General features: G+C 74.8%; 13 protein-coding genes. 9 read left to right on the top strand and 4 right to left on the bottom strand.

Annotation, left to right across the window (positions count from 1 at the left end; all coding sequences use genetic code 11):
- Positions 1 to 92: 92 nt before the first annotated feature.
- Entirely contained in the window at positions 93 to 1484 is a 1392-nt protein-coding gene (locus ACZ7N4_RS05330) for an MFS transporter (RefSeq protein WP_471353990.1), read from the bottom strand.
- A gap of 142 nt (positions 1485 to 1626) precedes the next feature.
- Here ACZ7N4_RS05330 and ACZ7N4_RS05325 point away from each other — a divergent pair, with 142 nt between their 5' ends.
- The 4 genes from ACZ7N4_RS05325 (at position 1627) to ACZ7N4_RS05310 (ending at position 4327) form a co-directional block, all read left to right on the top strand.
- Positions 1627 to 2166, top strand: coding sequence for a winged helix-turn-helix transcriptional regulator (locus ACZ7N4_RS05325; RefSeq protein ID WP_471353988.1), 540 nt, complete (start codon positions 1627 to 1629; stop codon positions 2164 to 2166).
- A 35-nt stretch (positions 2167 to 2201) separates the two neighbouring features.
- A complete protein-coding gene (locus ACZ7N4_RS05320) occupies positions 2202 to 2525 on the top strand; it encodes a DUF6412 domain-containing protein (RefSeq protein WP_471353986.1) in 324 nt (107 codons plus the stop codon).
- Positions 2526 to 2622: 97 nt separating this feature from the next.
- Positions 2623 to 3333, top strand: coding sequence for a YidC/Oxa1 family membrane protein insertase (locus tag ACZ7N4_RS05315; RefSeq protein ID WP_471353984.1), 711 nt, complete (start codon positions 2623 to 2625; stop codon positions 3331 to 3333).
- Positions 3334 to 3469: 136 nt separating this feature from the next.
- Positions 3470 to 4327: a fumarylacetoacetate hydrolase family protein gene (locus ACZ7N4_RS05310; RefSeq protein WP_471353982.1), complete on the top strand. Its 858-nt coding sequence runs from the start codon at positions 3470 to 3472 to the stop codon at positions 4325 to 4327.
- 81 nt (positions 4328 to 4408) lie between these two features.
- On the opposite strand, the gene ACZ7N4_RS05305 is transcribed toward ACZ7N4_RS05310, so the two are convergent.
- The 3 genes from ACZ7N4_RS05305 to ACZ7N4_RS05295 all read right to left on the bottom strand — a co-directional run bounded on the left by ACZ7N4_RS05305 (position 4409) and on the right by ACZ7N4_RS05295 (position 6943).
- Positions 4409 to 5275, bottom strand: a complete 867-nt coding sequence (locus ACZ7N4_RS05305) for an LLM class F420-dependent oxidoreductase (RefSeq protein ID WP_471353980.1) — start codon at positions 5273 to 5275, stop codon at positions 4409 to 4411.
- 91 nt (positions 5276 to 5366) lie between these two features.
- A complete protein-coding gene (locus ACZ7N4_RS05300; protein WP_471353978.1) occupies positions 5367 to 5870 on the bottom strand; it encodes a heme-degrading domain-containing protein in 504 nt (167 codons plus the stop codon).
- On the bottom strand, positions 5870 to 6943 hold the full coding sequence (locus ACZ7N4_RS05295; RefSeq protein ID WP_471353975.1) for a Gfo/Idh/MocA family protein: 1074 nt from the start codon (positions 6941 to 6943) through the stop codon (positions 5870 to 5872). Before ACZ7N4_RS05295 ends, ACZ7N4_RS05300 begins: the two co-directional genes overlap by 1 nt.
- A 48-nt stretch (positions 6944 to 6991) precedes the next feature.
- Here ACZ7N4_RS05295 and ACZ7N4_RS05290 point away from each other — a divergent pair, with 48 nt between their 5' ends.
- The 5 genes from ACZ7N4_RS05290 to ACZ7N4_RS05270 all read left to right on the top strand — a co-directional run bounded on the left by ACZ7N4_RS05290 (position 6992) and on the right by ACZ7N4_RS05270 (position 12902).
- Complete coding sequence (locus ACZ7N4_RS05290; protein ID WP_471353973.1) at positions 6992 to 8224, top strand: ROK family transcriptional regulator; 1233 nt, start codon at positions 6992 to 6994, stop codon at positions 8222 to 8224.
- A gap of 407 nt (positions 8225 to 8631) precedes the next feature.
- Positions 8632 to 9651 (top strand): hypothetical protein, encoded by a 1020-nt coding sequence (locus ACZ7N4_RS05285; RefSeq protein WP_471353970.1) that lies wholly within the window; start codon positions 8632 to 8634, stop codon positions 9649 to 9651.
- Positions 9652 to 10022: 371 nt separating this feature from the next.
- Complete coding sequence (locus ACZ7N4_RS05280; RefSeq protein ID WP_471353967.1) at positions 10023 to 10778, top strand: GntR family transcriptional regulator; 756 nt, start codon at positions 10023 to 10025, stop codon at positions 10776 to 10778.
- A 151-nt stretch (positions 10779 to 10929) separates the two neighbouring features.
- The gene (locus tag ACZ7N4_RS05275) at positions 10930 to 12054 is read left to right on the top strand and encodes a TIGR03364 family FAD-dependent oxidoreductase (protein WP_471353965.1); all 1125 of its coding nucleotides are present in this window, start codon (positions 10930 to 10932) and stop codon (positions 12052 to 12054) included.
- Positions 12055 to 12179: 125 nt separating this feature from the next.
- Positions 12180 to 12902, top strand: coding sequence for a phosphonatase-like hydrolase (locus tag ACZ7N4_RS05270; protein WP_471353963.1), 723 nt, complete (start codon positions 12180 to 12182; stop codon positions 12900 to 12902).
- The last annotated feature ends 106 nt before the right edge of the window (positions 12903 to 13008 follow it).

The raw sequence follows: 13008 nt of genomic DNA, 5'->3' as shown, positions 1-13008 counted from the left end.
TGATCCCGGCGCGGCGGCCCCAGGTGGGCCAGGCCCGGTGCCCAGGCAGCCCCCTTCACCGCGGAATCCCCCGTTCACCGCGGAATCCCCCGTCACGCCCGCTCCCGCGACGCCAGCACGCTCACCGCGCCCGCCACCGCCAGCCCCGCCGACACCAGCAGCGCCATGTCCGCGCCCCGGGTGAGGCTGCCGGCCGAGGTGGCGACGGCGATGGTCAGGGCCACGCCGGCGCAGGAGCCGACGTAGCGGAAGGTCTGCTGGGCGCCGGAGCCCATCGCGGCCCGCCCCGGTGGCACCGACTCCACGGCGAGCAGCGGCAGCGCGCCGTTGAGCAGGCCGCTGCCGAGGCCGCCGAGGATCAGGCCGGGCAGCAGGCGGGGCCAGGATCCGGAGCCGAGGGAGCCGAGCATCGTCACCACGGCGACCGTGTGCAGGGCGAAGCCGACGGCGAGCTGGGTGCGCGGGGCGATCCGCCCGGCCAGGTGTTTGACCTGGAGGGCGACGGCGAAACTCAGCCCGGACCAGAGCAGGAACAGCCAGGCCGTGGCGAGCGCGGAGAGGCCGAGCGTCTGCTGGAGCAGCGTCGGCAGGAAGCTGAACAGGCCGATCACGGCGAGGCCGGTGAACAGACCGCCCGCCGACGAGGCCAGGAAGCGGGGGTGGCGCAGCAGCCCCAGGTCGATCATCGGAGTGCCGGTCCGGCGCTCCACCGCGACGAAGGCGGCGACCAGGACGACGGCAGCCGCGAACAGCAGGCCGACCGGGGCGCGCAGCCAGCCGTCCCGGCCCAGGGTGAGGGCCGCGACCAGGGCCACCAGGGCCAGGCCGAAGGTGAGCGCGCCGAGCGCGTCCGGCCGGCCGCCGCGCGGGGCGCGCGACTCGGCCGGCGTCCGGGTGCCGAGAGCGGCCACGGCGAGGGCGGCCCCGCCGAGGACGACGTAGCCGGCCCGCCAGTTCGGCAGCGCGCCCGCGAGCAGCGGGCCGACGGCGATGCCGCCGCTGACGAAGGCGCCCCACACCCCGGTGGCGTGCAGCCGGCCGCGCGGACTGGGGAAGGCGTGCACGATCAGCCCGAGGGCGCTGGCCAGCAGGGCCGCGCTGGCCGCGCCCTGGGCGATGCGGGCCAGGGTGAACTGCCAGGTCGACGTGGTGAGGGCCCCGAGGGTGGTGGTGAGGCCGAGGCCCAGGGTGCCGGCGAGGAAGGTCCGCCGCCGGCCGTGGTCGTCGGCGAGGCTGCCGGCCACCAGGAGGAGGGCGGCGAGACCGAGGGGCGCGCCGTTCAGCAGCCAGGCCTGGGCGGAGAGCGGGGTGTGCAGGGCCCTCGCGGTGTCCGGCAGCGTGACCATCGGGGCCGTGTACGTCATCAGGGCGACGGCGGTGGCCGCGCTGGTCAGGGCGAGGGTGGCGCGGGGGCGTACGGCGGTGTCCGCGGGAGCGGCGGTGCCTGTGGCCGCCGAGGCGGCGGTGGAGTGGAGCCGGGGCATGGGCCGTCCTGTCCTGTCGCGTTCGTCGTGTTCATCGCATCCGATATAGGGTTCGGTCATTGAACTGACGCGTCTCCCGCCACCGTAACACCGAAGGTTCGTTCAGTGAACCCAAGCGCGCCCAGTGGTTACAGTGGACGTCATGGCACTGGGCAAGGACTACGTGACGCAGGAGTGCTCCATCGCCCGCGCGCTGGAGGTCGTCGGCGAGCGGTGGACGCTGCTCGTCGTCCGCGACGCGATCTACGGCGTCCGGCGCTACAACGACTTCCTCGTCCACCTCGGCATCCCGCGCGCCGTCCTCTCGGCCCGGCTCCGGACGCTCACCGAGGAGGGCATCCTCGAAAAGCGCCGGTACCAGCAGTCCCCGCCCCGGGACGAGTACGTCGTCACCGAGCGCGGCGCCGCCCTCTGGCCCGTGCTGCGCGCCCTCGGCCACTGGGGGCGCGAACACGTCGACGCGAGCCGGCTGCGCTCCTTCCGGCACGCGGACTGCGGCGGGGAGGTCGAGCCGTACGGAAAATGTGCGGCCTGCGGAACTCTGGTGACGGCCGGGGACGTTGTCATGGTGCCGGGGCCGGAACTCGACCCGGACCCGGCGGATCCGGTCAGCAGGGCGCTGCTGCGGCCCAAGCGGCTGCTGGAGCCCCTGGAGACCGATCCGGAGCACCTGGCACACTGACCGTCGGACATGAGAAGCGAGCGGGGGGAGTGGTGATGGCCGGCCGTTCCGGCGCCGTGCGCGCCCTCGCCTCCCTGCTGCTCCTGGCGCAGCTGCTGCTGCTCCAGGCCGCGCTCCTCGGCACCGGCGGCCTCGGCACCGCCGTCGCCCTCGCCGCGACCGCCACCGTGGCCGCCGGCCTCACCGCCTGCGCCCTGCTGTCCGCGCGCGGTGTGCCCGCCGTACCGCCGACCCGCGTCCGCACGGCGATACGCGACCGGGCCCGCCGTACGGCCTTCCTGCCCCAGCGCGATCCCGACGCGCCCGGCCGGCGGCGGCCCCGAGCACCCGGGCTCGCCGCTCCGGCGACCGCCGCGTAGGGCACGTCCGCACACTTTCTCAGCGCGTGACCCCGCGCGGGTCGTCATGCCGTCTTCCGCTCACTTCGGCACGACGAGACCCCCGGAGGGCTCACCCATGTCCGTTTTCGCCCGTCTGGTCGAGCAGCTGGCCGACCTGCTGACCCCGCTCTTCCACGCCTCCGCGGCAGCCGCCGCGATCGTCCTGTTCACCGCGCTGGTACGGCTCCTCGTCCACCCGCTGTCCCGGGCCGCCGCCCGCGGCCGCAAGGCCCAGGCCGCGCTCCGGCCGAGAATCGCCGAACTGCGCCGCGAGCACGCCGAGGACCCGCAGCGGCTCCAGCAGGCGGTGCTGGAACTGCACACCCGGGAGAAGGTCTCGCCGCTCTCCGGCTGCCTGCCGAGCCTGCTCCAGCTGCCCGCGTTCTTCCTGCTCTACCACCTCTTCTCCAGCTCCACGATCGGCGACGAGGGCAACGGCCTGCTCGGCCACCAGCTGCTCACGGCCCCGCTCGGCGGGCGCTGGGCCGACGCCCTGACGGACGGCGGACCGTTCGGCCCGGCCGGACTGGTCTACCTCGCCCTCTTCGCCGTCGTGGCGGCCGTCGCCACCGTCAACTACCGGCGCGCCCGGCGCCTGACGGCCGCGCAGCCGGCCCCCGCCGGCCCCGCGGGAGAGCTGGCCGCCCTGGCCGCGGTCACCCGGTTCACGCCGTTCCTGTCCTTCTTCACCCTCGTCACCGTGGCGGTGGTCCCGCTCGCCGCCGCGCTGTACGTCGTCACCAGCACGGCCTGGAGTTCGGCGGAACAGGCCCTGCTGTCCCGCTGAGCGGTGACGGCCGTCCGGTTACGGTCCAGTACGTGAACAGGGTCTTGCGGACTGGACGGCGGGCTTGGAGGATCGGCCAGTCCTCCGATGGCTGCACCCATCGGTCGGGCGCCCGCGATCGAGGGAGATTGTGACCATGAAGCTGCTGCGAGTCGGTACGGCAGGGGCGGAACGCCCCGCGCTGCTCGACGCCGGGGGAACCCTCAGGGACCTGTCGGGCCTCGTGGCCGACATCGACGGTGCGCTCCTCGCCGACGACACCGCGCTGGACCGGGTACGGGCGGCGGCCGAGAGCGGTGAGCTGCCCGCGCTGGACGCGGCCGGCCTCCGGATCGGCCCCCCGCTCGGCCGTATCGGCAAGGTCGTGTGCATCGGGCTCAACTACCACGACCACGCCCGCGAGACGGGCGTCGAGCCGCCGCCCGAGCCGGTGGTCTTCCTCAAGGCGCCGGACACGGTCGTCGGGCCGAACGACACCGTGCTGGTGCCGCGCGGTTCGGCCAAGACCGACTGGGAGGTCGAACTCGCGGTCGTCATCGGCCGTACGGCCCGCTACCTGGACTCCGCCGAGGAGGGCCTCGCGCACGTCGCCGGGTACGCGGTGGCGCACGACGTCTCCGAGCGGGAGTTCCAGATCGAGCGCGGCGGGACGTGGGACAAGGGCAAGAACTGCGAGACGTTCAACCCGCTGGGCCCGTGGCTGGTGACGGCCGACGAGGTACCGGATCCGCAGCGGCTGCCGCTGAAGCTGTGGGTGAACGGGGAGCTGAAGCAGGACGGCACCACGGCCGAGCAGATCTTCCCCGTGGGGGAGGTCGTGCGGTACCTCAGCCGGTTCATGACGCTGTACCCCGGGGACGTCGTCAACACGGGGACGCCGGCGGGGGTGGCCATGGGGCGGCCCGAGCCGAAGCCGTATCTGCGGGGCGGGGACGTGGTGGAGCTGGAGATCACGGGACTCGGTCGTCAGCGGCAGGAACTCAAGAGCGCCTGAAGGGGGGGCTGCGCGCGTGCGGGGGCCGCGCGTGCGGTGCGGTCGCCCGCGCGGTTCCCCCTGCCGCTCAGGCCGGTTCGCTCACGCCAGCAGGGCAGCCAGGCGACGCCACTCCTCCTTCGGGAGGGTGCCGTCCGTGGCCGCCGTCACGACCTGGAGGGCCACGTGGTCGGCGCCCGCCTCCTGGAAGGCGGTGACGCGCTCGCGGATCCGGGTCTCGTCGCCCCAGGCGAAGACCGCGTCGATGAGCTGGTCGCTGCCGCCGTCGGCGAGGTCGGTCTCGGTGAAGCCGAGGCGGAGGAAGTTGTCGGTGTAGTTGGGGAATTGCAGGTAGAGGGCCAGGTAGGCGCGGGCCGTCTCCCGGGCGCGGGCCGGGTCGGTCTCCAGGATCACCTTGAACTCGGGGGCCAGCAGCGGCTGTTCGCCGAGGGTCTCGCGGGCCCGGGCGGTGTGCTCGGGCGTGACCAGGTAGGGGATCGCGCCGGCCGCGCGGTCGCCGGCCAGGCCCAGCATCCTGGGGCCCAGCGCGGCGAGTACGCGGCGGCCGGCGGGGACGCCCGCCTTGTCCAGTTCGTCGAGGTAGCCGGCCATCGCCGTGTACGGGCGCCGGTAACCCTGCACCAGCGGGCCGTGGCTCACACCGAGGCCCAGCGCGAAGCGGCCGGGGTGGGCCGTCTCCACGTCGAGGAAACCGGCCGCCGTGGTGGTGGCGTCCTGCTGCCAGATGCTCTGGATGCTGGTGCCGACGACGATGCTCCGTGTCGCGCCGATGAGCGGAGCCGCGTGGTCCGCGGTGCTGTTGCCGCCCAACCACACAGCGCCGAACCCGAGTTCCTCCAGCTCGGCGGTGGCCTCGGTGAGTTCACCGCGCCGGGCCGGGTCGTCCGAGCGCAGCTCGTGGCTCCAGATGCCGTAGCGGCCGACGGTCTCCTTCAGCGAAGCGGTCATAGCGGTGATCCCTCCGGTGGACGGGTGCGTGATCATCACGCCCTCAGCCACAGCCAACCGGCCCACCTCCCGGCTGATTCCCGCCGCTCGCTCAGCCGGCCGGACGGTTCAGGAACACCTCCAGCGCCTCCACCACGAACCGGTGGTCCTGCAGTTGAGGCAGACCGGAGACCGTCACCGCGCCGATCACACCCGCGCCCTCGACCGTGATCGGGAAGGAACCGCCGTGGGCCGCGTAGGTGTCCGGGTCGAGACGGGAGGAGTCCTCGAAGGTCGTGCCCTTGGCGCGGAAGCGGGCTCCGACCAGGTAGGAGGGCGCGCCGTAGCGCTCCACCACCCGGCGCTTGCGGGCGATCCAGGCGTCGTTGTCCGGGGTGGAGCCCGGCAGGGCGGCGTGGAAGAGCTGCTGGCCGGCGCGGTGGATGTCGACGGCGACCGGCGCCTGGCGCTCCCGGGCCAGCTCCACCAGGAGGGAGCCGAGAGCCCAGGCGTCCTCGTGGGTGAACCGCTCGAAGACCAGACGGCGTTGCTGCGCCTCCAGCTCCTCGACGGACGGGACCGGTTCGGACGTGGTCCGGGGCGTGGCCTGGGGCATCAGAGGGTCACCGTCACCTTGTCGCGGGCGGACCTGCGGGCCGCTTCCAGTACGTCGAGCGCGGCGGCCGCCTCCAGGGCGGTCACCGGGTTGGGGCCGGTGCCGCGCAGGGCGTCGGCGACGGCCGCGTAGTAGGCCGGGTAGTCACCGGGAACGGTCGGCACCGGGGTGCCGCCGCCGGTCAGCGGGGACTCGCCGGAGCCGATACGGCCCCACAGGGACTCCTCCTCCGCGCCCCAGTCGGCGACGGAGCCGGGGCGGCCGCCCTCGCGCAGGGCCGCTTCCTGGGGATCCAGGCCGTACTTGACGTAGCCCGCGCGGGAGCCCAGCACCCGGAAGCGGGGGCCGAGCTGGGCGGCGGTCGCCGAGACGTGGAGGTGGGAGCGGACGCCGCTCGCGTGGGTGAGCGCGATGAAGGTGTCGTCGTCGGCCTCGGCGCCGGGGCGGCGGATGTCCGACTCGGCGTAGACCTCGGTGGCCGGCCCGAAGAGGACCAGGGCCTGGTCGACGACGTGACTGCCAAGGTCGTAGAGCAGACCTCCGATCTCTGTCGGGTCGCCGGACTCCCGCCAGCCGCCCTTGGGCCGGGGGCGCCAGCGCTCGAAGCGGGACTCGAAGCGCCAGGCGTCGCCGAGCTCGCCGTCCGCGAGGAGCCGGCGGAGGGTCAGGAAGTCGTTGTCCCAGCGGCGGTTCTGGAAGACCGAGAGGAGCAGGCCGCGCTCCTCGGCGAGGGCGGCGAGCGTGCGGGCCTCGGCCGCGGTGCCGGCGACCGGCTTGTCCACGACCACCGGCAGGCCGGCCTTGAGGGCGGCCGTGGCCAGCGGGACGTGCGTCTTGTTCGGGGAGGCGACGACGACCAGGTCCAGCGCGTCCGCGCGGTCGAACAGCTCCTCGGCGGTGGCGGCGAGCGTCACGTCCGGGAACTCGGCGCGGGCCTGCTGCTGCCGCTCCGGGTTCGAGGTGACCACGGTGTCCAGGGCGAGGCCCTCGGTGGCGGCGATCAGCGGGGCGTGGAAGACGGAGCCGGCGAGGCCGTAACCGATCAGGCCGACGCGGAGGGGGGTACCAGTCATGACTCCCACTTTGGCAACGCTGTTGCGAAAGTGCAAGCGGTGGGGAGAATGGGGGCTGTGAAGAGGGTGAACGCGGCGACTACGGGGCCGGGACCGAGAAGCGGGGCGTCCGCGGGGGCGAACCTCGGAGTGCTGCGCAGCCACAACACCGCGCTGGTGCTGGGGCTGCTGCGGGACGCCGGGGCCGAGGGCATCAGCCGGCTCGAACTCGCCGAGGGCACCGGGCTGACTCCCCAGGCCGTCAGCAAGATCACGGCACGACTGCGGGAGCAGGGGCTCGCCGCGGACGCCGGACGGCGGGCGTCGACCGGGGGCAAGCCGCGGACCGTGCTCCGGCTGGTGCCGGAGGCGGGGCACGCGGTCGGGGTGCATCTGGACCGCGACGAGCTGCGGGTGGTCCTCGTGGACCTGGACGGGGCCGTGGTGGCGGAGCGGTGTGCGGAACTGGACCTGGGGGCCGGGGCGGAGGCCGTGCTGGAGGCGGTGTCCGCGGCGGTACGGGGAGTGGTCGCGGGCTCGGCCGAGGACGGCGGTCCCCTGGGCGACGGTTCCCCGGCTGCCGGAGGGGAGGGCCCTGTCGCCGGTGTGGGGCTCGGCGGGGTCGCCTCGCTGGTGGGGGTGGGGGTCGCGCTGCCCGGGCCGTTGGACCACGCGCGGGGGGTGCTGCACCGGGTCACCGGGTTCCCCGAGTGGGACGGCTTTCCGCTGCGGGACGCGCTCGCGGAACGGCTGGGGGTGCCGGTGGTGGTGGACAAGGACACCAACGCGGCGGCGCTCGGACTTGCGGTCTGCGGGGAGACGGGCGGCGCGGGCCGGTCCTTCGCCTACCTCCACCTCGGTACCGGGCTAGGGGCCGGACTGGTGATCGGCGGGAGTGTGCACCGGGGGGCGCGGACCGGGGCGGGGGAGTTCGGGCACCAGGTGGTCCAGCTGGACGGACCGCTGTGCGAGTGCGGGAACCGGGGGTGCGTGGAAGTGCTCTGCCTCGGGGCGGTGGCGCGGGGGGACGTGACCGAGGCGGCACGGGTGCTGGGGGTCGCGGCCGGGAACCTGGTCGGGCTGCTGGACATCGACGTGGTGCTGCTCGGAGGGCGGACCGTGGCCGGGGCGCCCGAGGCGTACCTGCGGGGAGTGGCGGACGTGCTGGGGGCGCGGGCGCGGCGGGAGGGGACGCGTGGGGGCGCGGTGCCGGTACGGGTCGCTCCGCGGGGGGAGCGGGTGGTGGCCGAGGGGGCCGCACAGCTGCTGCTGGCGCCGCTGTTCGGGCGGGGGGACGCGTGAGGGGGCTTGTCGGGGCGGGGCTGTGTGACGGGGCTCGTTGGGGCGGGGGCGCCTGACGGGGCTTGGTCGGCGACCTGCGCTGCGGCCGGGCGGGGGTGGGTCCGGTCTGCCCGCGCTCGCCGGGCGCCCCAGCCGCCCAGCGGCACGACTGCCCACGGCTGCCCGGGTTCGGCGGAACAACTGCGCAGCGGCGGGCGGCACCGTCGAAGCCGACGGGGCCGCGACTCCCGAGGGGCGCGGAACCGCGCGGCCGGCCACGGTGAGCCCGCAGCGACCCACCGGCCTGCACCCCTGCGGTGCTGTCGGCCGCCATCGATCCCGACCGTTCCGCTGATCGAGGGGACTTCGCCCCCACCCCCGGAGCGGCGTCGCCCCTCGTCCACGCCGACCGGCATGGTTATGTGTTCATGCGACCGCGCACGTCCCTGTCCCCCCGCCGCACCGCGGCCGTCACCGCAGCCTTCGCCGCCGCGACCGTCGTCGTCCCCCCGTCGGCCCTCCCCGCCTTCGCCGCCACGACGCCACCCCCCTCCTGCGTCGGCGGTGACGCGCGGGCCTTCCCGCTGGCCACCCGGATCCACGGCGGCCCCGGCTCCTACGAGGCCGGCGGCGGATACGGCACCTGGTACATCGACCTCACCAACACCACCCGCCGGACCTGCGCCGCCGTCCACCCGGTCGTGGTGCTCGTCGACGACAAACGCGCGCTACGGCCGGACCAGCCCCACCTGGACTTCTACGACGGCGCCCGGAACCGGCCGGTGGCCTTCGAGAGCACCGACGAGCAGGAGCTGGTCGGCGTGCTGGACGGCGCCGGTTTCGGCGGGTTCACCGTGCCGCCCGGACGGACGGTGAGCGTCCGCGTCCGGCTGGCGCTCTCCGCCGACGCCGCAGCCGACCAGGTCACCGCCAACGCGGCCGTCGTGCAGCGGCGGGGCGCGGACGGGGACTGGGTCGGCGAGTCCAACGCGTACCGCTTCTCGATCGGCGAGGAGGGCGAGGAGGACACGCAGGAAGCGGCGCAGGAGGACGAGGACGCCCAGGAGACCGGGGACCCGCCGGCCACCTCGCCCAGCAGCGTGCCGACCACCGACTCCGGCACGGTCGGCACGGAGGGCACGGCGGACACCGCCGGAACGGAGGGCACCGCCGGGACCGACGGCACCTCCGTCACGGACGTCTCGCAGGGCACGGACGACCTCGACGATCCGGACAACCCCTACGACCCGGACGACCCGGATGACCCGGACGGCTCCCACGACCCGAACGACCCGGACACCTCCCTGACCCTCGCCCGGGAGGCGCGCGAGCTGGCCCGCACCGGCTCCGGCGGGCCCGGCGCCCTCGCCCACGGCCTCCTCGCGGCCCTCGCCGCCCTCGGCTGCGTAGGCGTCGGCGCCTGCCTCCTCGCCCGCAACCGCCGCTGACCACCGAACCGGCGGGCGCGAACCGGCAGCCCCGAGCCGCCGGACCCACCCCGCCGGCCCCCGCCGCCCCGAGCGGCCCGCCCGAAACCGGCGGCACCTCCCAACCGCCGCCCTCGCACAGCTCGCCCGGAACCGGCGGCCCCTCAACCGCCGGGCCTCGAAGCGCGCACCCGAACCTGCGCAGCTCCGGAACCGGCGGCCACCCCCGCCCACCGGCCCTCCATCACCGGCCCCCACCCGCCGCCCCCAAACCGGCGGCCACCCCAACCACCGGCCCCGGCCACCCCCACCCACAAGTCCCCACCCACAAGTCCCCCACCCGGACAGGCCCGGCACCCCGCCCGCCACCCCCGGTCTGCGACGATCCCCCCGTGGACTACCCCAACGACCAGGCCCCCGGCGCCCCCGTCCGCTCCGGTATCCCCGAGCACGGGCGCATCCCCAAGTACTACGCGGTGAAGGCGCGGATCGCCGCGCTGCTGGAGGAGCTCGGGGAGGGCGGCGTCATCCCCACGGAGCGGGACCTCGCCGAGCGGTACGACGTCGCCCGGGAGACCGTGCGCCAGGCCGTACGGGAGCTGGTGCTGGAGGGCCGGCTGCGGCGGCGCGGCCGGGGGACCGTCGTCGCCGGGCCCAAGCTGGCCCAGCCGCTGTCCCTCGCCAGCTACACCGAGGGCGTGCGCCGGCAGGGCCGGCAGCCCGGCCGTACCCTCGTCACCCTCGACCGGTTCCCGTGCCCGGAGCCGCTCGCGGCCGAGACCGGCCTCACCCGGGGGGAGCCGGTGTGGCACCTGGAGCGGGTGCTGCTCGCCGACGAGGAGCGGGTCGGCCTGGAGAGCACCTACGTCGCCGTGGCGCGGGTGCCCCGGCTGGACTCCGACTTCGATCCGGACTCCTCCTTCTACGGCTACCTCGCCGCCCAGGGCCTCGCCTTCGGCGACGCCGACGAGCGGATCGAGACCGTGCTGGCCACCCCCCGCGAGGCCCTGCTCATCGGCACCCCGCCCGCCCTCCCGATGCTGCTGATCCACCGGATCTCCCGGGACACGGAGGGCGGTCCGCTGGAGCGGGTGCGCTCGCTCTACCGCGGTGACCGCTTCTCCTTCACCACCCGCCTCCGGGGCTGAAAAGCCTGGACAGTCACCCAAATCGTCCACTTATACCCCCCCGTGGAAAGCAACGAAAAGATAACGGGTCTAGTCCAAACGGGGATACCTCGTTCACGCTCGTTGTCAGCCGGATGCCTCCGGTCCCCGAATCGCGAGGAGCGTTGCCTCCGTGAAAGTGACAGTCGTCGGAGCCGGCGTGGTGGGCACCATGCACGCCTGGCAGGCAGTGGAGCGCGGCCACCAGGTCGTCCAGATCGAGCGCGAGACCGAGGCGCGCGGCGCCTCGCTGCGCAACTTCGGGCAGATCTGGGTCAGCGGGCGCGCCGGCGGGGAAGAGCTGGAGACCGCGCTGCGGGCGCGGGAACTGTGGGAGGAGATCGGCGGACGGGTACCGGGGCTCGGCTTCCGGGCCAACGGGTCCCTCACCCCCGTCCGCGGGCCGCTCGAAGTCGCCGTCGCCGAAGCGGCCGTGGCCCGCGCGGACGCCGCCGCCCGCGGCTACAAGCTGCTCACCCCGGGCGAGACCCGCGCCCTCAACCCCGCCCTGCGCGGCGATTTCACCGCCGCCCTGTACTGCGAGCGGGACGCGGCCGTGGAGCCCCGCACCGCCCAGCTCGCGCTGCGCGAGGAGCTGCTGAAGTCCCCGCACTACACGTTCCTGCCGGGCCGGGAGGTGCGCGAGGTGACCGGCGCCGGGACCGTCCGCGACGACCACGGCGACGTGCACCACGCCGACGCCGTCGTGCTGTGCACCGGCGCCTGGCTCGGCGGGCTCGTGCGCGAACTGGCGGGCCCGGACCTCCCCGTGCGCCGCGTCCGGCTCCAGATGATGCAGACCGACCCGCTCGGCGAGCCGCTGACCACCTCGGTCGCCGACGCCGACAGCTTCCGCTACTACCCGGCCTACGCCTCCCCGGCGCTGGACGACCTCAACGCCCGGCAGCCGCAGGCGGACACCGCCGCCGCGCACCGGATGCAGCTGCTCATGGTCCAGCGTGCCGACGGCGGCCTGACCATCGGCGACACCCACGAGTACGAGCACCCCTTCGCCTTCGACACCGTCGAGGAGCCGTACGAGCACCTCACCGGTGTCGTGGAGTCCCTCCTCGGCCGGCCGCTGCCCCGCGTCCGGCACCGCTGGGCCGGGGTGTACGCGCAGTGCACCGAGCCCGGCCGGGTGGTGCACCGGCAGCGGGTGCGCGAGGGGGTGTGGCTGGTCACCGGGCCCGGCGGGCGCGGCATGACCTGCGCCCCCGCGATAGCCGAGACCACCGCGAACGAACTGGGCTGGTGAGCCACCCGATGAACACCCCGAACCATCCGAACACCCCGAACCCTCCGAACACTCCGACGGACACTTCGAACCCTCCGAACACTCCGAACCCTCCGAGCACTCCGACGGACACCCCGACCCCTCCGATGAAGACCCCGGACACCCGGACGGACCCCGAGGACATCCGGCTCGTCGTCCTCGACATGGCCGGTACGACCGTCGCCGACGGCGGTCTGGTCGAGCGGGCCTTCGAGGCGGCGGCCACCGGGCTGGGCGTCGAGCCCGGCTCCGCCGAGCACGCCGAGCACCTGGCCTACGTCCGCGCCACCATGGGCGAGTCCAAGATCTCCGTCTTCCGGCACCTGTTCGGCGACGAGGACCGCGCCCGGCGCGCCAACACCGCCTTCGAGAAGGCTTACGGCGACCTGGTCGGCGCCGGCCTGGTCGCCCCCGTCCCCGGCGCCCGCGAGGCAGTCGAGGAACTGGCCGGCAGCGGCCGTACCGTCGTCCTGACCACCGGTTTCGCCCGTGTCACCCAGGACGCGATCCTGGACGCCCTCGGCTGGCGGCACCTCGTCCCGCTCACCCTGTGCCCGGCCGACGCCGGCGGGCGCGGGCGGCCGTACCCGGACATGGTGCTGGAGGCGTTCGTCCGGACGAAGGCCGCGCGGGACGTACGGCAGGTCGCCGTCGTCGGCGACACCTCGTACGACGTGCTCAGCGGCGTACGCGCCGGAGCGGGCCTGGTCGCCGGGGTGCGCACCGGCGCCCACGGCGACGCGGAGTTCACCGCCGCCGGCGCCACCCACGTACTGGACTCCGTCGCCGAACTGCCCGCCCTGCTCGCCCGGCCCGCCGCAGAGCGGTGAGCGGTGAGCGGCGCGAATGCGGTGGCCGTCACCGTGTGAGGGACGGCGTCGGGGTCTTCGAGCCCGACCGGGACGGCATCGCGGAGAACCTCACGTCGTACGTCGA

It is taken from the genome of Streptomyces sp. NPDC107654, assembly GCF_055639035.1.
This window is presented reverse-complemented; position numbering and strand designations above follow the sequence as displayed.